This window comes from Sandarakinorhabdus limnophila DSM 17366 (assembly GCF_945882885.1).
GTDB classification, from domain to species: domain Bacteria; phylum Pseudomonadota; class Alphaproteobacteria; order Sphingomonadales; family Sphingomonadaceae; genus Sandarakinorhabdus; species Sandarakinorhabdus limnophila_A.
This window is the reverse complement of sequence record NZ_CAMCWT010000002.1, coordinates 82,812-104,592: the sequence shown is the minus strand read 5'-3', so window position 1 is coordinate 104,592 and position 21,781 is coordinate 82,812. Positions and strand designations below refer to the sequence as shown.

Here is a 21,781-nt window from a genome sequence, read left to right as displayed (position 1 = left end):
CCGGGGCGGCGGCGGACGGGCTCGAGCCCCTCCAGCACCTCGATATGGCTGGCATCATAATCGGCGGAGCTTTGCGTGGCAGCGAACAGATCGGACATGGGCACTGTATAGGGCGCAGCCGCGCGGGCCGCCAGCGGCTAGGCCTGTTTGACCGGGTGCGACAATTTTTTTTGGCCGTACGCCATTTCGCGCATTGTTCTGTAACATTGTGCGGTGCACACGGGCCTTGCCAATATGGCGATCCTCCCCAAGGATTTACTAGGGCCGGAACTCAGGTTCCGGCCCATTTTTTTAATGTTTAACGTGGGTTGTTTGGAATCAAGGAAATGGTTCAGCGGCCACATGGGAATGGTGCGCTGCACAAAAAGGCGCGCCATCCTCGTTCTGGATGGGTGGAGCGTGATTCGTCACCCGCAGCCAGCCGGCGGCACTTTGGACCGGAGCGAGCCGGCCGCTGCATCTTCTGCATGAATGCCGCCACCGCCATTTTGCCACTATCGCCGGTCGCCTTGACCATGGTTCAGCAAACGTCTGAACGCTTTATCTGACAGGCGCCCGTCAGAGTTTGAGTGCAGAGGGAAAAATGAGGATGTTCGACAGTTTGCCGGGTTCGGCCAAGCGTGCCGCTGCCGCCCTGCTGCCTGCCCTATTGCTGGCCACGCCCGTCTTGGCTGCTGACGCAGCGCCGGTTCCCGACAAGGGCGACACCGCGTGGATGATGGTCTCCACCTTGCTGGTGCTGCTGATGATCCTGCCCGGGCTGCAGCTGTTCTACGGCGGCCTCACCCGCACCAAGAACATGCTTTCCACCATGACGCAGATCGGCGCCGCCACCTGCTTGGCCATGCTGATGTGGGTGGTGTTCGGCTATTCGCTGACCTTCGGGCCCGAAGCTGTCGGTGCGCTGAAGCCGTTCATTGGCGGCCTTGATAGGCTGTTCCTGGCTGGCATCACACCGACGTCTACCGCGGCGACCTTTACCGCTGGTGTTGTCATCCCCGAATTTGTCTTCGTCTGCTTCCAGATGACCGTTGCAGCCATCACCGTCAGCCTCGTGCTCGGTTCGGTGGTGGAGCGCGTCAAGTTCTCGGCCGTGCTGATCTTCACGCTGGTGTGGTTGCCGATCGTCTATCTGCCGATCGCGCACATGGTGTGGGCCTCGTCGGGCCTGTTCTTCACCATGGGTGCGCTCGATTTTGCCGGTGGCACCGTTGTCCATATCAATGCCGGCGTGTCGGCGCTGGTCGCCGCGATCATCCTCGGTAAGCGCATCGGTTATGGCCGGGAAATCATGGCGCCGCATTCCTTGACGCTCACCTTGGTCGGCACCGGCATGCTGTGGGTCGGCTGGTTCGGGTTCAACGCCGGCTCGGCGCTGGAAGCCAATGGCTCGGCAGCGCTGGCAATGATCAACACGTTTGTGGCCACGGCCTCCGGTGCGCTGGCTTGGCTGGCGGTGGAGAAGTTGGCCGGTCACAAACCGTCGGCGCTGGGCCTGGCGTCGGGCATCATCGCTGGCTTGGTGGCCGTCACTCCGGCGGCCGGCCTTGCTGGTCCGATGGGCGCCATCCTGCTCGGCGCCACGGCGTCAGCGGTCTGCTACGCCGCCGTGACCACGCTGAAGCCGCGCTTCGGCTATGACGATTCGCTCGATGCCTTCGGCATCCACGGCGTTGGCGGCATTGTTGGTGCAGTCGGCACCGGCGTTGTCACCTCGCCGGCGCTGGGCGGGCAAGGGGCTGCGGATTTCGACATGGCTGGCCAGATCGGCGTTCAGCTTGCCGCCGTTGGGACTACGATCGTCTGGGCGACCGTTGGGACTGTGGTGGCGGTGTACCTTGCCAAGGCTGTGACGGGGCTGCGTGTGAGCAGCGACGTGGAGCGCGAGGGGCTCGATCTGGGCGAGCATGGCGAGCGCGCGTATAATCCGTGAGTTGAGCCGGGACGTCGCCCGCCCTTTTGCCCTTTTGTTGCAGCACCCGCTCAGGCTGAGCTTGTCGAAGCCGGTTTGCGCTTGGCCCTGAAGCGCGAGCCTGCGGGAAGGGTGCGGCCGGCGGCAAAGCCGCCGAGTCTGTTTGGGCGATCAAGGTAGAAGGCATGGAAGTGCGTAGCGGAGCCACGCTGTCGGACGAATCAAAAAAGGCGGCCTATGGGGGCCGCCTTTTTCGTTCGCCGTCAGATCTTGCCGGGTTCGGCAAATAGCTGTCGCCATTTGCGCGCCCGGTTGCGATTTACGCGCTGTAGTACATGTCGAATTCAACCGGCGCCGGCGTCATCTCCCACCGCATCACCTCTTCCATCTTCAATTCGATATAGGAATCGATCTGGTCGTCGGTGAACACGCCGCCCTTGGTGAACACGGCGCGGCTCTTGTCCAGAGCAGCCAACGCTTCACGCAGCGAGGCGCAAACAGTCGGCACCTTCTTCAGTTCGCGCGGCGGCAGGTCGTACAGGTTCTTGTCCATGGCCGGGCCGGGGTGGATGCGGTTTTCGATGCCATCAAGGCCCGCCATCAGCAGCGCGGTATAGGCCAGATACGGATTGGCCAGCGCATCCGGGAAGCGCACTTCGACGCGCTTGGACTTGGTTCCGGTGCCGTACGGAATGCGGCACGAGGCCGAACGGTTGCGGCTGGAATAGGCCAGTAGCACCGGGGCTTCGAAACCGGGCACCAAGCGCTTGTAGCTGTTGGTGCCGGGGTTGGTGAAGGCGTTGCAGGCCTTGGCGTGCTTGATGATGCCGCCGATGAAGAACAGCGCCATCTCCGAAAGGCCGGCGTACTGGTCACCAGCGAACAGCGGGGTCTTGCCGTTCCAGATCGACAGGTGGGTGTGCATGCCGCTGCCGTTGTCGTCCTTGATCGGCTTGGGCATGAAGGTCGCGGTCTTGCCATAGGCATGGGCGACCTGGTGCACGACGTACTTGTACACTTGCATGCGATCGGCCGTTTCGACCAACTTGCCGAAGGTCAGGCCCAGTTCGTGCTGAGCGCTGGCGACTTCGTGGTGATGCTTGTCGCAGGGCAGGCCCATTTCCAGCATGGTGGCGACCATCTCGGCGCGCAGATCGACTGCGCTGTCCACCGGGGCGCAGGGGAAATAGCCACCCTTGGCGCGCGGCCGGTGGGCCATGTTGCCCTGCTCGTAACTACGGCCGCTGTTGGTCGGCAGTTCGATATCGTCGAGGTGGAAGAAGCCTTCGTTGTAACCCAGGCCAAAGCGCACATCGTCGAAAACGAAGAATTCGGCTTCCGGGCCGACATAGACGGTGTCGCCGATGCCGCTGGCCTTGAGGTACGCTTCGCCGCGCTTGGCGGTGGAGCGCGGATCGCGGCCATAAAGCTGGCCGGTCGACGGCTCGACGATGTCGCACACCAGGATCATCATCGGGGTGGCCGAAAACGGATCGATGTAGGTCGCATCCAGATCCGGCATCAGGATCATGTCGCTTTCGTTGATCGCCTTCCAGCCGGCGATGGACGAGCCGTCGAACATGAAACCGTCGTTGAGCATGTCTTCGTCGATCACGCCCGACACCATGGTCAGGTGCTGCCACTTGCCCTTGGGATCGGTGAAGCGCAGATCGACCCACTCGATCTCCTTTTCCTTGATCATCGCCAGAATGTCAGCAGCCGTGGTCATCGGATCTTCCCTTGTCTTCTTCTTGGTTGGCTAAAAAATTCAGATCGCGTCGCTGTCGCGCTCGCCGGTGCGGATGCGCACGGCCATTTCGATGGGGGACACGAAAATCTTGCCATCGCCGATACGGCCGGTGCGTGCTGCGTTGGTGATGGCGTCCACCACCCGTTCCACCTGGTCATCGTCCACGACAACCTCCAGTTTCACCTTGGGCAGGAAATCCACCACATATTCGGCGCCGCGATACAGTTCCGTGTGGCCTTTCTGGCGGCCGAACCCCTTGGCTTCGGTGACGGTGATCCCGGACACGCCCACTTCATGCAGCGCTTCCTTCACTTCATCTAGCTTGAACGGCTTGATGACAGCTTCGATCTTTTTCACGATCAACCCTCGCCTGTGATGGCACAGCCACCCGCGCCGCAGTGCAACAACCAGCGGCTCAACGGGATTTCAATGCGCTTTTTGGCATGGCCGCGCTACCGGTATTCTCCCCATATGCTGCCGATTTCCACACCGGAATCACACCGTCGTGGCATATCCGCCATCAACGGTGACGACGCTGCCGCACAGGAAATCGCTGGCCCGGCTCGACAGGAAAAGCGCCACGCCGGCCATGTCGTCCGGCGTGCCCCAGCGCTGCATCGGCGTGGCGGCGCGGAAGGCCTCGCGGAACTCCTCGGCGATGCCGGCGGTCATCTTGGAGGGGAAAAACCCCGGTGCGATGGCGTTCACGCTGATGTGCCGCTTGGCCAGGAATTTGGCCATCATTCGCGTCATGTGCAGCACGCCGGCCTTGGACGCGGCATAGCTGTAGGTTTCCAGATCAGAAACATGCTGGCCATCGATCGAGCCGATGTTGATCACCTTGGCCAGATTGCCAGGGCCGGCGGCGGCCTCGATCAGCGGCGCCAGTTTCTGGGTGAGGAAGAAGACGGACTTCACATTGATGTCCATCACCTTGTCCCAGCCGGCTTCCGGGAACGCGTCAAACTCGGCCCCCCACGAGGCGCCGGCGTTGTTGAACAAGATGTCGACCTTGGGCGTGACAGCGGCGACGGCGGCGGCAAACCGCTCGATCTCGGCCATCTGGCTGAGATCGGCCGGGATGGCGGTGCAGGCCGGGCCGAGCTGGGCGGCGAGGCCTTCGCAATCACTGATTTTGCGGCTGGTGATGATCACGCTGGCGCCGTTCTCGATCAGCGCGCGGGCGATCATCTCGCCGATGCCGCGGCTGCCGCCGGTGACGACGGCGGTCTTGCCGGCGACGCTGAACAGGGATTCGATCTTCACGTGGCAGAGGCTCCGATGATTTCGCCGGCGGCGCGGGCGCGATCGAGCCGAGTGGCTTCGGCCTTGGGCAGCAGGCGGTAGACGAAATAGAGGCAAATGATGGTGAAGGGGGCCATCAACAGCAACGCCAGCACCCCGGTGCCAAGGCTGCCGCTGACCTTCGACACAAAGCCGGTGAACCACGGCCCCAGGCCCAGCCCGAACAGCGTGGTGCCGATGAAGAAGGTGGCTGTTGCCGCACCGCGCATGCGCGGCATCACCAGATCCTGCGTCGTGGCGGCTGCCACACCGACATACATGGAACCAAAAACGGTGGTGGGCGCAAAGCACAGGAAGAAGATCGCCAAATCGCTGGTCGTATACTGCATCCAGATGAACGGCGCTGGCACCAACGTGGCCAGCGCACCCACCATGATGCGCCCGGAAGGATGGCGCTTCTTGGCCCAATCGCCCAGCACGCCGCCAAGGATGGTGCCGACAAAGCCGCCCAGTGCGCCGCCGCCGCCCAGGATGAAGGCCACCGACTCCTTGGTGGCATACCAGGGGATTGGGCCCCCGCTGGCCAGCATCGGTTCAGCAAAGGTGCGCAAGGCATAGGGGGCTGCCCAGAAGCCGACCGAATAGCCGACGAAACTGATCGAACCGAAGCCCAGGATAGTGAGCACGAAGGCCGGCGTGCCCCAGATCATCTCATAGGTCGGCTTGTCGCGGCGCTTGATCGATTGCGCCCAGCTGAGCACGGCATACAGGCCAGTGCCAACGGCAAGGAACTGCGGGATCTCGCCCGTGAAATGCACCAGCGTCGCCACCAGTCCGGCAACCATGGCCAGCACGGCGACATTTTCCATCAGCGCACGGCGACCGAGCAGCGCCATGTTGATGAGGGTGAGCGGCGGGATGACGCTGGCTAGATCGGCGAGGAAATTGCGGATTATCGTCTTGCCCGGCATCGGTACGGGCGGCGGCAGGCCATCTGCGCGGCCGCGGATCGGTTCGATGAGGGTCGCCACCCACAAGGCCAGCAACAGTCCGGGGATGCCCACGGCCATGAACGCCGCCTGCCAGCCGACCAAGCCCAGCGGGCCACCACCGGGATAGGCCGTGTTCCAGCCCTTCACCACCACTGCGCCGATCAGCAGCGAAACGCCGCCGCCGAGATACAGGCCGGCGGCATAAATGGAGATGGCGGTGGCGCGACGGGCCTTGGGGAACCAATCGGAAATCATCGAATAGGCCGACGGGCCGGCCGCAGCTTCACCGACACCAACGCCAATGCGGGCGAGCGAAAGCTGGGTGAAGCTGCCGGCGAGGCCCGACATCGCCGTCATCCCTGACCACAGGGTGAGGCCAAGCGCCAGCAGTCGTGTGCGCACCCAGTTATCCGCCAGCCGGCCGATCGGCACCCCGAACAACGCGTAGAACACCGCAAAGGCCGTGCCATAGAGGAAGCCCAACTGGGCATCGGTGAGATCGAGGTCGCGCTTGATGTCTTCAGCCAGGATCGACAGGATCTGCCGATCAATGAAGTTCATCACATACACTAGGACGAGCAGCGCCAACACATACCAGGCATAAGGACCGCCGACCGGTGGAACCGGCTTTCCGGTCTCAGCATCGTTGTCGTGTTCGGCCATGCGCTGTGCTCACCCCAAGGCTGCCGGGGCGTCTGCGACCCCATTTCAGCGCAAAGGCTTATCAGCCGTCCCGGCGGCTGTCACCCATCACATCGGCAAAGGAAAGCTGGCCATCGAACAAGGCGCGCACCACCAGTTCGGTGCGGGTGGCAACGCCATAGCGCGTCTTGGCGGCCTCAAGATATTTGTGGACCGTGCCGCCCGACAGGCCGAGCAACTGGCCCGCCACCCAGTTGGACTTGCCGCGCGCCGCCAACACCAGGCAATCGAGCTGGCGCTGGGTGAGCTTTGGCCCTTCGGAAGGATCATTGCCTTCCAGTTGCAGCTTCAACCGGCGTGCGGCTCCAAACGCAAAGCAGGCCAGATATTGTGCCGCTGGCAGCGTGTCCGACGGCAGTTCGCGGCCTTGGGCCATCACGAAGCTGACGAGGCCTGGCCGGGCACATGAATCGGCACGGTATAGCCCTCTGCAAGCCCGGCGGCGCGCGCCTGGGTCATGTAGGCCTTGTGGCGGCTGGACAGCGGCATGATGCTATCAAGCCTGCTCCAGGTAAAGGGAGTGACGCTGCGTTCACAGGCCAGCAGCACCGGATCATCGGCGACGCGGCCGCTTGGCACCAGATTGTCGACCCAGTGATCGGGAAAATCGGTGAGCCGCACCGGTCCAAGCCGGTTGGGCGCGTTGATTCGTTGCGCCAGCGCGAAATGGTCGAACTGAAAGGCGCGCGTGGCATCCTTCAGCACCAGACCGATGTCGGTCAGGCTGGGCGCGGTGCGCACGGCGCGCACAAACGTCTGGACATCCTGGAAACTGCTCACACACGCCCCCGTGCACCATCATGCGACGCCCTGCCCGCGCGCGATTGCCTTGCCCCGCTCTTCAGCCGGGCTTATCTCGGGTGCCCCACCACCTACAGATCACTATAGAATCAACACAAGACTTAGACAACGAGGTATATATGACGCATGATATCGCCATCATTGCCGGCGGCTGTTTCTGGTGCACCGAAGCAGTTTTCAATGAACTGAAGGGCATCGAAGCGGTTGAATCTGGCTATATCGGCGGCCACAAGGACATGCCCAACTATGAACAGGTGTGCAGCGGCACCACCGGCCATGCCGAAGCCGTGCGCATTGTTTATGATGCGGACATCATCAGCTATGCCGAACTGCTCGACATCTTCTTCCACACCCATGATCCGACCACGCTGAACCGGCAGGGCGGCGATATCGGCACCCAGTATCGTTCGGCGATCTTCCCACAGAACGGTGTGCAGGCCGGCGAAGCCGAAGCTGCCATCGCCCGCAACCAAGCAAGCTGGGACAATCCGATCGTGACGACGATCGAGCCGAACGCGCCGTGGTGGCCGGCTGAAGCCTATCACCAGCGCTATTTCGAGAACAATGGCACCAAGAACGGCTATTGCGTTGCTGTGGTCGGCCCGAAACTGGCCAAGTTCCGCAAGGGTTATGCAGCCCGGCTGAAGGGCCGGTAACTCACTCCACGGTCACCGACTTGGCCAAGTTGCGCGGTTGATCCACATCCGTGCCCTTGGCCAAGGCGACGTGATAGGCCAGCAACTGCACCGGAATGGCGGTGACCAGAGGGCTGATGAACGGATCGACGGCCGGCAGCGTCACCGCCGTCATCGTACCTTGACCGTGGGTCGCCACGCCTTCTGCATCAGACAGCAGCACCACCTGACCGCCGCGCGCCATCACTTCCTGCATGTTGGAGACGGTCTTTTCAAAGCGCGGACCGCTGGGTGCAATGACGATTACCGGTACATGTTCATCGATCAGCGCGATCGGGCCGTGCTTCAACTCGCCGGCGGCATAACCCTCGGCGTGGATATAGGAAATTTCCTTCAGCTTCAGCGCGCCTTCCAGCGCCATCGGATAATCCGGACCGCGGCCGATATAGAGAATGTCGCGTGCCTTGGCCAAGGTGGGGGCCAGCGCCGCAATCGCGTCTTCGCACTTCAGCGCATTGTTCATCGCCGCCGGCACTTCGGTGAGCAGATGGACGAGGCGGGCTTCTTCGGCCGCATCCACGCGCCCCTTGGCCTTGGCCAGCGCGATGGCGAAGGCGGCCAAAACGGCAAGCTGGCAGGTGAAGGCCTTGGTAGACGCAACGCCAACTTCCGGGCCGGCGTGGGTGGGCAGCAGCAACTGCGTTTCGCGCGCCATTGTCGAGGTGGCGACATTTATGACGGCGGCCACCATCTGCCCGCCAGCCAGCGCATGGCGCAGCGCGGCCAGCGTGTCGGCGGTCTCGCCGGACTGGCTGATGAACAGGCACAGGCCGCCATCCTCATAAACCGGGTCGCGGTAGCGATATTCCGAGGCGTTCTCGATGCTGACCGGCACCCGGGCCAGTTGTTCCAGCCAGTAACTGGCGACATGGCCGGCAAGCAGTGCCGTGCCGCATGCCACGATCTGGACGCGCTTCACATTGGCGAGATCGAATGGCAGTCCGGGCAGGGCGACGGTTTCCGCCAGTGGGTCGAGATAGGCGCCCAATGTTTGCGCCACCACGATCGGCTGCTCGTGGATTTCCTTTTCCATATAATGGCGGTGGTTGCCTTTCTCGATCACCGCGGCACTGGCCGACGAGGTGATAAAGGCGCGCTGCACAGGCAGATCATTGGCGTCAAACATGGCGACGCTGTCAGTGGTCAGCCGCACCCAATCGCCTTCTTCCAGATAGGCAATGCGGTTGGTGAAGGGGGCCAGGCCAAGCGCGTCGGAACCGAGGAACATTTCACCGTCGCCGCGGCCGACCACCAGCGGCGAGCCACGCCGGGCACCGTAGATGACGCCGCGGTGATTGCGGAACAATATGGCAAAGCTGAAGGCCCCGTGCAGCCGCTTGAGCGTTGCCGCCACCGCCGCATCCGGCGTGGCACCGCCGGCCAGCGCCAGCTCCAGCAGGTGGGCGACGACTTCGGTATCGGTGTCGCTGCTCAACGTGCGCCCGGCGGCCAGCACTTCGGCGCGCAGCGCCTTGAAATTCTCGATGATGCCGTTGTGGACCAGGCAGACATTTTCGGTGGCATGCGGGTGGGCATTGTCGCGGGTTGGTGCGCCATGAGTGGCCCAGCGGGTGTGGGCGATGCCGATGCTGCCGGGCAGGGGATCAAGCACAAGTTCGCGGGCCAGGTTGGCCAGCTTGCCGGGCGCGCGGCGGCGGTCCATCACACCATTATGGATCGTGGCGATGCCCGCGCTGTCATAGCCGCGATATTCCAGCCGCCTGAGGCCATCGACCAGCCGATCCGCCACCGGCTCACCTGAAACAATCCCGATGATGCCGCACATGGTTACTTGCCCTTTTTCGCCGACTGGAGCGTGCGGAACCGCGCCGCCCAGCCGGTCTTCTCGCTCTGTTCGGGGCGCACCAGCGCCAGCGCATCGCCGCTCACGTTGCGGGTGACGGTGCTGCCGGCAGCGACAATGGCGCCATCGCCGATCGTCACCGGCGCCACCAGCGCACTGTTCGATCCGATGAAGGCGCCGACGCCAATCACCGTCTGATATTTGAAGAAACCATCATAGTTGCAGGTGATGGTGCCGGCGCCGATATTGGCCTTGGCCCCCACGGTCACATCGCCCAGATAGGTGAGGTGATTGGCCTTGGCGCCGTCGCCCAGCACGGCCTTTTTGGTTTCGACGAAATTGCCGATCTTGGCGCCCTTGCCAAGAACCGTGCCGGGCCGCAGGCGGGCGAACGGGCCGATTTCGCAGCCCTCGCCGATGGTCGCGCCTTCGATATGGCTGTGGGCGCGGATGCGGGCGCCGCTTGCGATCGTCACGCCGGGGCCGAACACCACGAAGGGCTCGATCTCCACATCGGCGGCAATCTTGGTATCGGCGCACAGGAAAACGGTTTCGGGCGCCTGCATGGAAACGCCGGCGGCCATCAGCTCGGCGCGGCGGCGGTTCTGGAAAATCGCTTCCAGCCCTGCCAATTCGGCGCGGCTGTTGGCCCCGGCGACTTCATCGGCGGCGGTCTCGATCACCACGCAGGCGCGGCCATCGCCCAACGCCAGGCCCGCCACGTCGGGTAGATAATATTCGCCCGCGGCATTGTTGTTGGTGACGCGGGCGAGCAGCGGGAACAGATCGGCGGCACGCACTGCCATCAGGCCTGAATTGCACAAGGTCTCGGCGCGTTCGGCAAGCGTCGCGTCCTTGTATTCGACCATTTTCCGGATCGCGCCAGCTTCCGCGATCACGCGGCCATAGGCACCCGGTTCGGCCGGGCGAAAGCCCAGCACCGCTACCGCCACGTCTTCGGTGAGGGCATCCAGCAAGCGCTGCATGGTCGCCGCCGGCACCAGTGGCGCGTCACCATAGAGCACCATTATCTTGCCGTCGAAACCAGCCAGTGCGGCGCGCGCCTGCAAAACGGCATGACCGGTGCCATGCTGCGGCTGCTGCACGACCACATCTGCCTTGCCGACGACTTCGGCTTCAACCTGTTCCTTCAACGCGCCGACCACGACCACCGTGCGGGCCGGATTGAGTATTGCCAGGCTGTCGGTCAGGTGGCGCAGCATCGGCTTGCCGGCGATGGTGTGCAACACCTTGTGGCGAGCCGATTTCATGCGCGTGCCCATGCCGGCGGCAAGAATGATGGCGGCAAAGGGGGCAGTGGACATCACATCAGCAGCCCTGCCATAACGGCTGGGGGTTGAAAAGTGCCGCCACCCGGCGCAACGCCTGTAGCAGTGCTGAAACAATAGAAGTGCATGATTTTCCGTTCGTGACTTTGCCCCGATCCATCCTGTTCGATCTCGACGGCACGCTCGTCGATACCGCCCCCGATCTCGCCGGCGCGATGAACCATGTGCTGGCCGCCCATGGCCGGCCGCCGCTGCCGGTGGACGGTGTGCGCCACCTGGTTGGCCACGGTGCACGGGCGCTGGTGACGCGCGGGCTGGCTGCCACTGGCGATCCGGCGCTGCACCTGGTCGAACCGTCGATGCCGCTGTTCTTGGCACATTATGCCGCCAACATCGCCAATGATTCCCGCCCATTCGATGGCGTGGACGCAGCGCTGGATGCGCTGGCCGATGCCGGCTGTCTGCTCTCCATCTGCACCAACAAGCCCACCCATCTTGCCCGGGTGCTGGTCGATGCGCTCGGCTGGCAGGGACGCTTTGCTGCCGTGATCGGGGCCACCAGTGTCGAACGGCCCAAACCCGATGCCGGCCATGTCTTTGCGACGCTGGCAGCGGCGGGCGGCGCGGCGGATGATGCGGCGTTCGTGGGCGATTCCGCCACCGATGTGGGTGCGGCGCGCAATGCCGGCCTGGGAATCGTGCTAGTCAGCTTCGGTTACACCGGTCGGCCGGCGCATGAACTGGGCGGCGACGCGGTGATCGATCATTATGATGCGTTGCTGCCGGCGCTCAGGGGCCTTGGACGGGGACTGGCGCGTTGAGCGGGGCGCTGGAACTGGCACTGGCGGTGCTTGCTGCGCTGTTGCTGGGTTTCGTGCTCGGCCGCATGAGTGCGCCCGATCCGGGGCCGCCGGTGCTTCCCCCCGCACCGCCACCGCTGCCACCGCCGCCGTCATCGCCTGACCGTATCCACATCGAAAGCCTAAACGATGCGGCGCTTCTTACCCGTGGCCCGCTGGTGGAGGCCGCCAATGCGGCCGCCCGCGCCCTGTTCGGCAACCGGATCGTCGGCAGTGATCTGCGGCTGACAGTACGCCACCCGGCGCTGCTCGATGCCGTGGAAGCGGTGATGGCCGGGCAGACGGCCGAAGACCGTGAACTGGCTGGTCTTGGCAGCGGCAACCGCAGTTTCCGCCTGCGCGTGGTGGGGGATGGCGCCGATGACGACCCGATCCGCTGCCTGGTGCTGCTGGATGACATCACCCAGTCCAAGGTGACCGAGCGCATGCGCGTCGATTTCGTCGCCAATGCCAGCCACGAATTGCGTACCCCGCTGGCCACGCTGGCCGGCTTCATCGAAACATTGCAGGGCCCGGCGGCCGAGGATGAACCGGCGCGCCAGCGTTTCCTCACCATCATGGCCACCGAAGCCGATCGCATGCGCCGCCTGATCGACGATCTGATGAGCCTGTCGCGCATCGAGCTCGACAAGTTCGTGCGCCCCACCCAGCCGCTCGACCTGAAGGGCCTGGTGGCCGAAGTGGGCAGCACGCTGGCCATGCGGCTGGAAGGCGATAGCCGCGCCCTTCTCATCGACGAACCCTACGAGCTGCCGCGCGTGACCGCCGATCGCGACCAGGTGCTGCAGGTGCTCTACAATCTTATCTCCAACGCGCTGAAATATGGCCGCAGTGGCACCCCGATCCGGGTCAGCCTGGCCATTGCCGCCACTTCGCCGGGCGGCAGCGTAAAGGTGACGGTCGCCGATGAAGGTGATGGCATCGCGCCCGAGCATCTGCCGCGGCTGACTGAGCGTTTCTACCGCGTTGATTCCCAGCGCAGCCGCACGCTTGGCGGCACTGGGCTGGGGCTGGCCATCGTCAAGCATATCGTGGAACGGCATCGCGGCCGGCTGGAGATCGACAGCCGGCTGGGCGAGGGCACAAGCGTGTCGTTCACCCTGCCGATTGCCTGAAACCATCCACAGGCGACGTAATAAAAATGTCACTAAATCGTCATATGGCCCACATCCGACGGTCATAAAGGCCCTCCCAGCGGGGCAGAAGGACGGGGCGGCGAATCGCCCGGCCATGAGCCCCATGAGGATGAATTTCTTGCCGCCGATCCGCGTGTCTGCTGCCTTCGGCCTCGGCCTGGCTGCCCTGTTGGCGGTCGGGCTTGCGGGCTGTTCGGGCGGCAGCCGTACGCAGATCCGCATCGTTGGCTCCTCCACCGTCTATCCCTTCACCACCGCTGTCGCTGAACAGTTCAAGCGCAAGTGGACGGAATTTCCCGCGCCGATCGTGGAATCTACCGGCACCGGCGGCGGTATCAAGCTGATGTGTGCCGGCCTTGGCGCGCAATTCCCCGATGCCGCCAATGCCTCGCGCCGCATCAAGAAGAGCGAAGTCGAGGATTGCGCCAAACATGGCGTGAAGGGCCTGATCGAATTGCAGGTGGGCATTGACGGCCTGGTCATCGCCCAGGCCCGCGAAGCCAATTTCCCCTCGCTCACCGAACGCGATGTCTATCTGGCGCTGGCCGCCAATCCGTTCGGCAAGGGCCCCAACAAGGCACGGACGTGGCGCGATGTGAACCCGGCGCTGCCTGATATCCGCATTGAGGTGATCGGCCCGCCGCCGACCAGCGGCACGCGCGACAGTTTCAACGAGCTGTACATGCTCAAGGGCTGCAACAGCGAACCGGCGATGAAGGCCCTGAAAAAGAGCGACGACGACGCCCACAAGCAGATCTGCGAGAAGGTGCGCGAAGATGGCGCCTATGTCGAAGGCGGCGAGAACGACAATCTGATTGTGCAGAAGATTTCCGCCAATCCGCAGGCGCTGGGCGTGTTCGGCTTTTCCTTCATGGAAGAGAATAGCGACCGGGTGAAGGATGTGCCGTTGTCGGGCGTCACGGCCACCTATGAGAATATCTCCAGCGGCAGTTTCCCGGCCGCGCGCCCGCTCTATCTGTACGTGAAGGTCCAGCATGTGCCAGCCGTGCGCGGCATGCGCGAGTTTCTGGCCGAGTATGCGCGGGAATCGACCTGGGGCCGCACCGGCTATCTCGCCCGCAAAGGCTTGGTGGCGGCGCCGGAAGCCATTCGCCGTGCTGGCGAGGCGACCGCCCGTGAACTGACGGCGATGGACGAAGGTGGGCTGCAATGAGGCTGCTGATTGCCTTCGCGCTGGTGCTTGGTCTTGCTGGTCTGGCTTATCTGGCCGGCCGTGCCCGCGGCAATCGCATGGTAACGGTGGCGGGCGGCCGCATGGGAGCGGTGCATTCGCGCCCGGTCTATCACGGCGCCTATGTGGCGGTGCTGGCGCTGGCGCCGGCGCTGCTGGTGCTGGCCGGCTGGGGCATCATGGGCGAAGGTCTGATCGAGGGCCAGGTGCTGGGCAGCCTTTCTGCTGTCGAACGCCCGGCCTCCGGCAACGACAGTGAAGCGCTTATGAACGAAGTGCGCGGCCTGGTGAACGGCGATCTTCCGCAGGCCTTCAACCCACTGGCACCGCGGCTGGCGCCGGTTTACGCGGCGGCGCGCACCAACGGTGACCTGCTGGCTGGGGCGCTGGCAGTGGCCTTGCTGGCGATGGGCGGTCTTTGGGGTTTTTCGCGCCTGCGCCCGGACTTCCGCGCCCGCAACCGAGTTGAAGCCCAGGTGCGTGCGTTGCTGCTGATCGCGTCGGTCGTGGCGATCTTGACAACCTTCGGCATCGTGCTGTCGTTGATCTTTGAATCGATCCGCTTCTTTCAATTGGTGTCGCCAGTGGAATTCCTCACCGGTTTGCAGTGGAGCCCACAGACGGCGATCCGCGCCGATCAGGTTGGCTCCACTGGTGCGTTCGGGGCGGTGCCGTTGTTTTGGGGCACGATCTTCATCGGCGCCATCATCGCCATGGCAGTGGCCATCCCGCTGGGCCTGATGTCGGCCATCTATCTCACCCAATATGCCGATCCGCGTGTGCGGAAGTGGCTGAAGCCGATCCTGGAATTGCTCGCCGGTGTGCCCACAGTTGTTTACGGCTTTTTCGCCGCGCTTACCATCGCGCCGCTGGTGCGCAGCTTTGCCGTGGCGCTGGGGATGACCAATGCCTCCTCCGATTCCGCGCTGGCTGCCGGACTGGTGATGGGGGTGATGATCATCCCGTTCGTGTCCTCGATGGCCGATGATTCGCTCGCCGCCGTACCGCGCGCCATGCGTGATGGCAGCCTCGCCATGGGTGCCACCCCGTCGGAAACCGTGAAGAAGGTGCTGGTGCCTGCCGCGCTGCCGGGCATCATGGGCGGCGTGCTGCTGGCTGTGAGCCGCGCCATCGGTGAGACAATGATCGTGGTGATGGCGGCAGGGCTTGCGGCCAATCTCACAGCCAATCCATTCAGCAGCGTCACCACTGTCACAACCCAGATCGTCGCGCTTCTTACCGGCGATCAGGAGTTTGACAGCGCCAAGACGCTTTCGGCCTTCGCGCTGGGGTTGGTGCTGTTCGTGATGACTCTGGTCCTCAACATCTATGCGCTCGCCGTGGTGAAGCGCTATCGCGAGGCTTACGAGTGATGGCGACCCTTGCCGCTCCCGCTGCGCCCATTGCCGAGCGCCAGCCCACCGACTGGACGACGCAGGCCATGCGGTCGCGCATCGCCGCGCGCTATCGCGCCGAGCGCAATTTCCGTCGCCTGGGCGCTGCCGCGTTGGTGATCGCCGCCAGCTTCCTCGCCTTCCTGCTGTTCACCATCGTGCGTGACGGCTGGACCGGGTTCCAGCGCACCGAAACCCGCATCGAGGTGCAGTTTGATGCCGCCACGCTGGGCGTTGATCCGGCCGCTGTGGCGGGCCCGCAAGGGCAGGCGCTGCTGGCCCGTGCCGATTACCAGGCGCTTCTGCTCAAGGCCGCCGAGCAATTGGGCCCGGCCGATGACACGCTGTCGGATGCCGCCTGGATGGAACTGCGCGAAGCGCTGATGGAAAATCCTGCACTGCTCGGCAAGCGCGCCAGCCTGTGGGTGCCGGTGCGATCGTCGATCGACCTGTTGGCAAAGGGCAAATATGATCTGGCGGCACCCGCTGAGAGCCGCGGCGTAACGGATCGTGAAGTCTCCGATTGGCGCCGGCTTGAAGGTCAGGGCCGGCTGCGCACCGGCATCAACACCACCTTCCTGTCTGGCGCCGATTCCACCGAACCGGAACTGGCCGGCATCGGCGGCGCAGCGTTGGGTTCGCTGCTTACGCTGGCGGTCACCATCGCCATCGCCTTCCCGTTGGGGGTGTTTTCGGCGGTGTGGCTGGAAGAATTCGCGCCCAAGGGCCGGTTGGCCGACATCATCGAACTGTCGATCAACAATCTCGCTGCCGTGCCGTCGATCATCTTCGGCCTGCTGGGCCTTGCCTTCTTCCTCAATTTTGCCGGGATGCCGCGATCGGCGCCGCTGGTTGGCGGCATCACCCTGGCGCTGATGATCATGCCGGTGATCGTGATTGCGTCGCGGGTGGCGATCAAGGCGGTGCCACCGTCGATCCGCGATGCCGCGCTGGGCATTGGTGCCTCGCCCATCCAGGTGGTGTTTCACCATGTGCTGCCGCTGGCGCTGCCCGGCATCATGACCGGCACCATTATCGGCATCGCCCGCGCGCTGGGGGAAACCGCGCCGCTGCTGCTGATCGGCATGCGCGCCTTCGTCACCGATGTGCCTCAGGGTTTCACCGCGCCAGCCACGGTGTTGCCGATGCAGGTGTTCTTGTGGTCGGACGATGTGCAGCGCGGCTTTGTCGAGAAAACCTCGGCTGCCATCATGGTGCTGATGCTGGTGCTGATCGCCATGAACAGCCTGGCCATCTATCTTCGCAACCGTTTCGAGAGGCGCTGGTGAACCAGAACCCTGCCATTGGTCACAACACCGTCCCCAAGATGACGGCACGTGACGTCAACGTGTTCTATGGCCAGAAACAGGCTATCAAGAATGTGTCCATCGACGTGTCTGCCGAACATGTGACGGCGTTCATCGGGCCTTCGGGCTGCGGCAAGTCCACCTTCCTGCGCTGCCTCAACCGCATGAACGACACGGTGGACGGCGCCCGCGTGGAAGGCCGCATCGAGCTGGATGGCCAGGATGTCTATGCCAGCGGCATGGACGTGGTGCAGCTGCGCGCCAGGGTTGGCATGGTGTTCCAGAAGCCCAACCCGTTCCCCAAGTCGATCTATGAAAACGTCGCCTATGGCCCGCGCCTGCATGGCCTGGCGCGATCCAAGACCGACATGGACGAGATCGTGGAAAGCGCCCTCAAGCGCGCCGGCCTGTGGGACGAAGCCAAGGATCGGCTGAACGAAAGCGGCACCGCCATGTCGGGCGGGCAGCAGCAGCGCCTGTGCATCGCGCGCGCCATCGCGGTTGATCCCGAAGTGATCCTGATGGACGAGCCCTGTTCGGCGCTCGATCCGATCGCAACGGCGCGCATCGAGGAACTGATCGACGAACTGCGCGGCCGCTATGCGATCGTCATCGTCACTCATAACATGCAGCAGGCGGCCCGCGTCTCCCAGAAGACGGCTTTTTTCCATCTTGGCACGCTGGTGGAGTATGATGACACGTCATCGATCTTCACCAACCCGAAAGCGACCCGCACTAAGGACTATATTACCGGCCGTTACGGCTGATCCGCCCCCGATCAGCCGCCCCTGAAAGGCAAAAGTCATGGCAGAATTCGCCGCCCACACTGTCAAGAGCTTCGACGAGGATATCGCCCAGTTGCGCGCGGTGATCACCCGCATGGGCGGCCTGTGCGAATCCCAGATCGCTGAAAGTGTGGACGCGCTGATGAGCCGCAATGCCGAAGCGGCGCAAATCATCATCGAGAATGACAATCGCCTCGATGCGCTGGAAGCCGAGGCCGAGGCGCTGGCGGTCCGCATCATCGCGCTGCGCGCCCCGCTGGCCGATGATCTGCGTGAGATCGTGTCGGCGCTGAAGATTGCCGGCGTACTGGAACGCATCGGTGATTACGCCAAGAATATCGCCAAGCGGTCTGCGGTTATTGCCCAGTCGCAACCGGTTGGCCCAGCGGTGATCATCCCGGAAATGGCCCGGTTGGTGGTGGAAATCATCCGCGACACGCTCGATGCCTTCGTCGATCGTGATCCGGTCAAGGCGCTGGCGCTGCTGCAGCGTGATCAGCAGGTGGACGAATATTACAACTCGCTGTTCCGCGCGCTGCTCACCTTCATGATGGAAAATCCGCACTACATCACGCCGTCCACCCATCTGTTGTTCGTCGCCAAGAATCTGGAGCGGATCGGCGACCACGCAACGTCGGTGGCCGAGATGGTTTATTACTCCGTCACTGGTCAGCGTCCGGCCGAGCGGCCGAAGAATGATTTCACGTCAACAGTTTACAGCCCCGAATAACCCCCAGGAGATCGCCCCATGCGCGCCAAGATCCTGCTTGTTGAAGATGACGCCAGCCTTGTTGAGCTGGTGACCTATAATCTTGAAAAGGAAGGCTTTGACGTGGTCCGCACCGGAGATGGTGAGGAAGCGTTGACCCTGGCCGAAGAGGAGAAGCCCGATCTGGTTATCCTCGACTGGATGATCGCCAATCTTTCGGGCATCGAAGTCTGCCGCCGCCTGCGCCGCGCGCCGGCCACCGCCAATCTGCCGATCGTCATGCTTACCGCCCGCGGTGACGAGGCGGATCGTATCCGCGGCCTCGAAACCGGTGCGGACGATTACATGACCAAGCCGTTTTCCCCGCGCGAGCTCGTTGCGCGTATCCGCGCGGTGCTGCGGCGTCTGCGCCCGGCCCTGCAGGGCGGCGCGCTGGAATTTGCCGGCATCGCCATGGATACGACCGCTCATCGGGTGACCCGCGACGGCCGCACCGTGCAGCTCGGCCCCACGGAATTCCGCCTGCTGCGCCATTTCCTCGAGCATCCCGGCCGTGTGTTCAGCCGGGAACAATTGCTCGATGCCGTGTGGGGCCGCGATGTCTATGTGGAACAGCGCACCGTTGACGTGCACATTCGCCGCCTGCGCAAGGCCGTGAACGCCGGCCCGGGCGGCGAGGAACTGGCCGATCTGATCCGCACCGTGCGCTCGGCCGGCTATTCGCTGGACGCAACGCCAGTGGCGGCGCAAGTGGCCGCCTGATCGGCCCGTTCTGGCGTTTTGCCTCTGTACCGTAGTGGCGGAATCGCTTTGCAGCACCGGCCTGCTTGGTTAAACGGCCCTTCTGCGAACATGATTCCAACAATTCGAGGGTACAGCATCTCATGACCATCAGCTTTGAAGGGCGTGTTGCCATTGTTACCGGCGCCGGCGGCGGCCTGGGCCGGGCCTATGTGCTTGATCTGGCGCGGCGTGGCGCCAAGGTGGTCATCAATGATCTGGGCGGCGCCCGCGATGGTTCGGGCGCGTCGCTCTCGGCGGCGCAGGCCGTTGTGGATGAAATCACCGCGTTCGGCGGCGAAGCCATGGCCAATGGCGCCAGCGTCACCGACATGGCGGCTGTGGAAAAGATGGTCGCCAACGTCAAGGAACGTTGGGGCCGCATCGATATCCTGATCAACAATGCCGGCATCCTGCGCGACAAGACATTCGTGAAGATGGCGCTGGACGATTTCCGCACCGTGATGGACGTTCACCTGATCGGCAGTGTCAACTGCACGAAGGCTGTGTGGGAATTGATGCGCGAGCAGGGCTATGGCCGCATCTTGATGACGACGTCGTCCACCGGGCTGTACGGCAATTTTGGCCAGGCCAATTATGGCGCGGCCAAGCTGGCCCTGGTGGGCCTGATGAAGACGTTGGCGCTGGAAGGTGCCAAGTACAACGTGCATGTGAACACCATCGCGCCGCTGGCAGCGACCCGCATGACCGAGGATCTGATGCTGCCGGCCATGCTGGAAAAGCTGGGCCCGGAAACCGTGGTGCCGGCGTCGGTCTATCTGGTGTCGGAAGAAGCGCCGACCAACGTGATCCTCAACGCTGGCGGCGGTGGCATCGAGCGCGCCTACGTGACGCTCACCCGCGGCATCCATCTTGGGGCCGATGAGCTGACCGCCGAAAACGTGGCGGCGCGCTTTGCCGAGATCAGCGATCGTACCGGTGAAGTGGCGCCGGACAATGGCGGTGCGCAGGCGGCGATGGCGCTGGGCGGCGGTCGCTAACCGCTGGGTGATCGAAGAGCGCGATCTTGATGCCGCCGTGGCGGCAGGTGTGCTGGATGCCGAAACCCGCGAACGGTTGGTGACCTTCACGCGCGATTTGCGCCGCGGTACCGCAGGCGGTGACGAGGAATCGTTCCGCCTGCTCACCGGCTTCAACGATATTTTCGTGGCGATCGCCATTGGCATGTTGCTGCTGGCGATCAGCGCCATCGCCCTGCAAGTGTCTGAACTGGCATCGGCTGTGGCTGTGGCCGTGACCAGCTGGGGCCTGGCGGAATATTTCACCCGCCAGCGCCGCATGGCGTTGCCCAGCGTGTTGCTGCTGCTCAGCTATTCCGTCGCCGCCTTCATGACGGTTCTCGCGATCTTTGGCGGGCTGGCCGAGCTGCGTCTTGGCGCCACCAATGGCAATATCCTGCAAGCCAGCGCCATGTTGACTGCGGCCGGGGTGCTGACAGTCGCCGCGGCTGCCGCGCACTGGTGGCGGTTTCGCGTGCCTATCACTGTAGCGGCCGGCGCCGGCGCCTTGAGCCTGACGGTAATCAGCCTGACCGGTGGCATCATCGGCCCGGCCTTTGCCGTTGTCGGTACCAATATTCTGACGCTTTTGGTGCTGATCTGCGGCGTTGGCGTCTTCACGCTGGCAATGTGGTATGACAGCCGCGACCCCGCGCGCATCACGCGCCGTTCCGATATTGCCTTCTGGCTGCATCTGCTGGCGGCGCCCATGCTGGTGCACCCGCTGTTCACTGGCACCGGGCTGAGCGCGTCGGGAGGCCAACCAGAAACAGCCATACTCGTGGTCGTGGCCTTTGCCATTCTAACGCTGGTTGCGCTGGCCATTGATCGCCGGGCATTGATCGTGTCGGCTATTGGCTATGCTATCTACGCCATCCAGACGTTGGTAGGGCAGGGCAGTGATTTGTCGATCGGCAGCAACGTCGGTCTCCTGCTGGTAGGCTTGATGCTGGTCTTGCTCTCGGCCGGTTGGCGGCGGGCGCGGGCGCTGCTGGTGCCGCGGCTGCCGGTGGGCCTGCGGGCAAATCTGCCCACCATCGCCCAGGCTAACCGCTAACCCTCCACGGCTTTCAGCAACCGCCGTTCCACCACGGCCAGCACGCCGGCCAGTTCATGGCCGCGTTTCAGCACCACGCCGCCTTCGCCATACAGCACCCATTCGCCCTGGCGCTGCCGCAGCGAGGGGTCTTTCACCAGCCGCACCTCGGGATTTTCTGCAGAGCGGCGGAAGGCGGAGAAGCTCGCCACTTTCGCCCCCAGTTCCAGCGCATAATCGCGCCACAGGCCGGCGGCGACCATGCGGCCATACAGCGACATGATCCGGTCAAGCTCGATACGGGTGAAAGCGACCTGGCGAACGGCTGCGGTCGCGGTCAGCGGGATGACAATGCTCACGCCCAATGTTTGGC

21 protein-coding genes are annotated in these 21,781 nt (G+C 63.7%); 12 read left to right on the top strand and 9 right to left on the bottom strand.

Annotated features, from left to right (window positions below):
* The first annotated feature begins 589 nt into the window (after nucleotides 1-589).
* Nucleotides 590-1,933 carry an ammonium transporter gene (locus Q7O19_RS00915; RefSeq protein ID WP_303808096.1) on the top strand — a complete coding sequence of 448 codons (1,344 nt, stop codon included), beginning with the start codon at nucleotides 590-592 and terminating at the stop codon, nucleotides 1,931-1,933.
* 298 nt (nucleotides 1,934-2,231) lie between these two features.
* Here the strand turns inward: Q7O19_RS00915 and glnA are convergent, their stop codons facing one another.
* From glnA to Q7O19_RS00885, 6 genes are all read right to left on the bottom strand, one after another.
* Nucleotides 2,232-3,641, bottom strand: coding sequence for a type I glutamate--ammonia ligase (gene glnA / locus Q7O19_RS00910; RefSeq protein WP_303808094.1), 1,410 nt, complete (start codon nucleotides 3,639-3,641; stop codon nucleotides 2,232-2,234).
* Nucleotides 3,642-3,680: 39 nt separating this feature from the next.
* Complete coding sequence (locus Q7O19_RS00905; RefSeq protein ID WP_017667505.1) at nucleotides 3,681-4,019, bottom strand: P-II family nitrogen regulator; 339 nt, start codon at nucleotides 4,017-4,019, stop codon at nucleotides 3,681-3,683.
* Nucleotides 4,020-4,157: 138 nt separating this feature from the next.
* Nucleotides 4,158-4,928: an SDR family oxidoreductase gene (locus Q7O19_RS00900; protein ID WP_303808093.1), complete on the bottom strand. Its 771-nt coding sequence runs from the start codon at nucleotides 4,926-4,928 to the stop codon at nucleotides 4,158-4,160.
* On the bottom strand, nucleotides 4,925-6,562 hold the full coding sequence (locus tag Q7O19_RS00895) for an MFS transporter (protein ID WP_303808091.1): 1,638 nt from the start codon (nucleotides 6,560-6,562) through the stop codon (nucleotides 4,925-4,927). The genes Q7O19_RS00900 and Q7O19_RS00895 overlap by 4 nt, the downstream gene beginning before the upstream one ends.
* A 61-nt stretch (nucleotides 6,563-6,623) precedes the next feature.
* Nucleotides 6,624-6,977, bottom strand: a complete 354-nt coding sequence (locus Q7O19_RS00890; protein ID WP_303808089.1) for a response regulator transcription factor — start codon at nucleotides 6,975-6,977, stop codon at nucleotides 6,624-6,626.
* Nucleotides 6,977-7,381, bottom strand: a complete 405-nt coding sequence (locus tag Q7O19_RS00885) for an autoinducer binding domain-containing protein (RefSeq protein WP_303808088.1) — start codon at nucleotides 7,379-7,381, stop codon at nucleotides 6,977-6,979. Before Q7O19_RS00885 ends, Q7O19_RS00890 begins: the two co-directional genes overlap by 1 nt.
* A 140-nt stretch (nucleotides 7,382-7,521) precedes the next feature.
* Between Q7O19_RS00885 and msrA the strand changes: the two genes are divergently transcribed.
* Nucleotides 7,522-8,058, top strand: a complete 537-nt coding sequence (msrA, locus tag Q7O19_RS00880; protein ID WP_303780991.1) for a peptide-methionine (S)-S-oxide reductase MsrA — start codon at nucleotides 7,522-7,524, stop codon at nucleotides 8,056-8,058.
* A gap of 1 nt (nucleotide 8,059) precedes the next feature.
* On the opposite strand, the gene glmS is transcribed toward msrA, so the two are convergent.
* Both glmS and glmU read right to left on the bottom strand, forming a co-directional pair.
* Entirely contained in the window at nucleotides 8,060-9,883 is a 1,824-nt protein-coding gene (glmS, locus tag Q7O19_RS00875) for a glutamine--fructose-6-phosphate transaminase (isomerizing) (RefSeq protein ID WP_303808086.1), read from the bottom strand.
* Between the two features lie 2 nt (nucleotides 9,884-9,885).
* The gene (glmU, locus tag Q7O19_RS00870) at nucleotides 9,886-11,226 is read right to left on the bottom strand and encodes a bifunctional UDP-N-acetylglucosamine diphosphorylase/glucosamine-1-phosphate N-acetyltransferase GlmU (protein ID WP_303808084.1); all 1,341 of its coding nucleotides are present in this window, start codon (nucleotides 11,224-11,226) and stop codon (nucleotides 9,886-9,888) included.
* 104 nt (nucleotides 11,227-11,330) lie between these two features.
* Between glmU and gph the strand changes: the two genes are divergently transcribed.
* The 10 genes from gph (at nucleotide 11,331) to Q7O19_RS00820 (ending at nucleotide 21,429) form a co-directional block, all read left to right on the top strand.
* The gene (gene gph, locus Q7O19_RS00865; RefSeq protein ID WP_303808082.1) at nucleotides 11,331-12,011 is read left to right on the top strand and encodes a phosphoglycolate phosphatase; all 681 of its coding nucleotides are present in this window, start codon (nucleotides 11,331-11,333) and stop codon (nucleotides 12,009-12,011) included.
* The gene (locus Q7O19_RS00860) at nucleotides 12,008-13,165 is read left to right on the top strand and encodes a cell wall metabolism sensor histidine kinase WalK (RefSeq protein ID WP_303808080.1); all 1,158 of its coding nucleotides are present in this window, start codon (nucleotides 12,008-12,010) and stop codon (nucleotides 13,163-13,165) included. The genes gph and Q7O19_RS00860 overlap by 4 nt, the downstream gene beginning before the upstream one ends.
* Before the next feature lie 124 nt (nucleotides 13,166-13,289).
* Nucleotides 13,290-14,360, top strand: a complete 1,071-nt coding sequence (locus Q7O19_RS00855; protein ID WP_369692395.1) for a substrate-binding domain-containing protein — start codon at nucleotides 13,290-13,292, stop codon at nucleotides 14,358-14,360.
* Nucleotides 14,357-15,751: a phosphate ABC transporter permease subunit PstC gene (gene pstC, locus Q7O19_RS00850; RefSeq protein ID WP_303795188.1), complete on the top strand. Its 1,395-nt coding sequence runs from the start codon at nucleotides 14,357-14,359 to the stop codon at nucleotides 15,749-15,751. Before Q7O19_RS00855 ends, pstC begins: the two co-directional genes overlap by 4 nt.
* The gene (pstA, locus tag Q7O19_RS00845) at nucleotides 15,751-17,061 is read left to right on the top strand and encodes a phosphate ABC transporter permease PstA (protein WP_303808079.1); all 1,311 of its coding nucleotides are present in this window, start codon (nucleotides 15,751-15,753) and stop codon (nucleotides 17,059-17,061) included. Before pstC ends, pstA begins: the two co-directional genes overlap by 1 nt.
* Nucleotides 17,062-17,099: 38 nt before the next feature.
* Complete coding sequence (gene pstB, locus Q7O19_RS00840; RefSeq protein WP_303795186.1) at nucleotides 17,100-17,846, top strand: phosphate ABC transporter ATP-binding protein PstB; 747 nt, start codon at nucleotides 17,100-17,102, stop codon at nucleotides 17,844-17,846.
* A gap of 37 nt (nucleotides 17,847-17,883) precedes the next feature.
* On the top strand, nucleotides 17,884-18,594 hold the full coding sequence (gene phoU, locus Q7O19_RS00835; RefSeq protein WP_303795185.1) for a phosphate signaling complex protein PhoU: 711 nt from the start codon (nucleotides 17,884-17,886) through the stop codon (nucleotides 18,592-18,594).
* Nucleotides 18,595-18,612: 18 nt separating this feature from the next.
* Nucleotides 18,613-19,335, top strand: a complete 723-nt coding sequence (gene phoB / locus Q7O19_RS00830) for a phosphate regulon transcriptional regulator PhoB (RefSeq protein ID WP_303782854.1) — start codon at nucleotides 18,613-18,615, stop codon at nucleotides 19,333-19,335.
* Nucleotides 19,336-19,457: 122 nt separating this feature from the next.
* The gene (locus Q7O19_RS00825; protein WP_303808077.1) at nucleotides 19,458-20,354 is read left to right on the top strand and encodes an SDR family NAD(P)-dependent oxidoreductase; all 897 of its coding nucleotides are present in this window, start codon (nucleotides 19,458-19,460) and stop codon (nucleotides 20,352-20,354) included.
* Entirely contained in the window at nucleotides 20,311-21,429 is a 1,119-nt protein-coding gene (locus Q7O19_RS00820) for a hypothetical protein (protein ID WP_303808075.1), read from the top strand. The genes Q7O19_RS00825 and Q7O19_RS00820 overlap by 44 nt, the downstream gene beginning before the upstream one ends.
* Here Q7O19_RS00820 and Q7O19_RS00815 read toward each other — a convergent pair.
* The gene (locus Q7O19_RS00815; protein ID WP_303808073.1) at nucleotides 21,426-21,767 is read right to left on the bottom strand and encodes a DUF2794 domain-containing protein; all 342 of its coding nucleotides are present in this window, start codon (nucleotides 21,765-21,767) and stop codon (nucleotides 21,426-21,428) included. The genes Q7O19_RS00820 and Q7O19_RS00815 overlap by 4 nt on opposite strands.
* Nucleotides 21,768-21,781 lie beyond the last annotated feature (14 nt).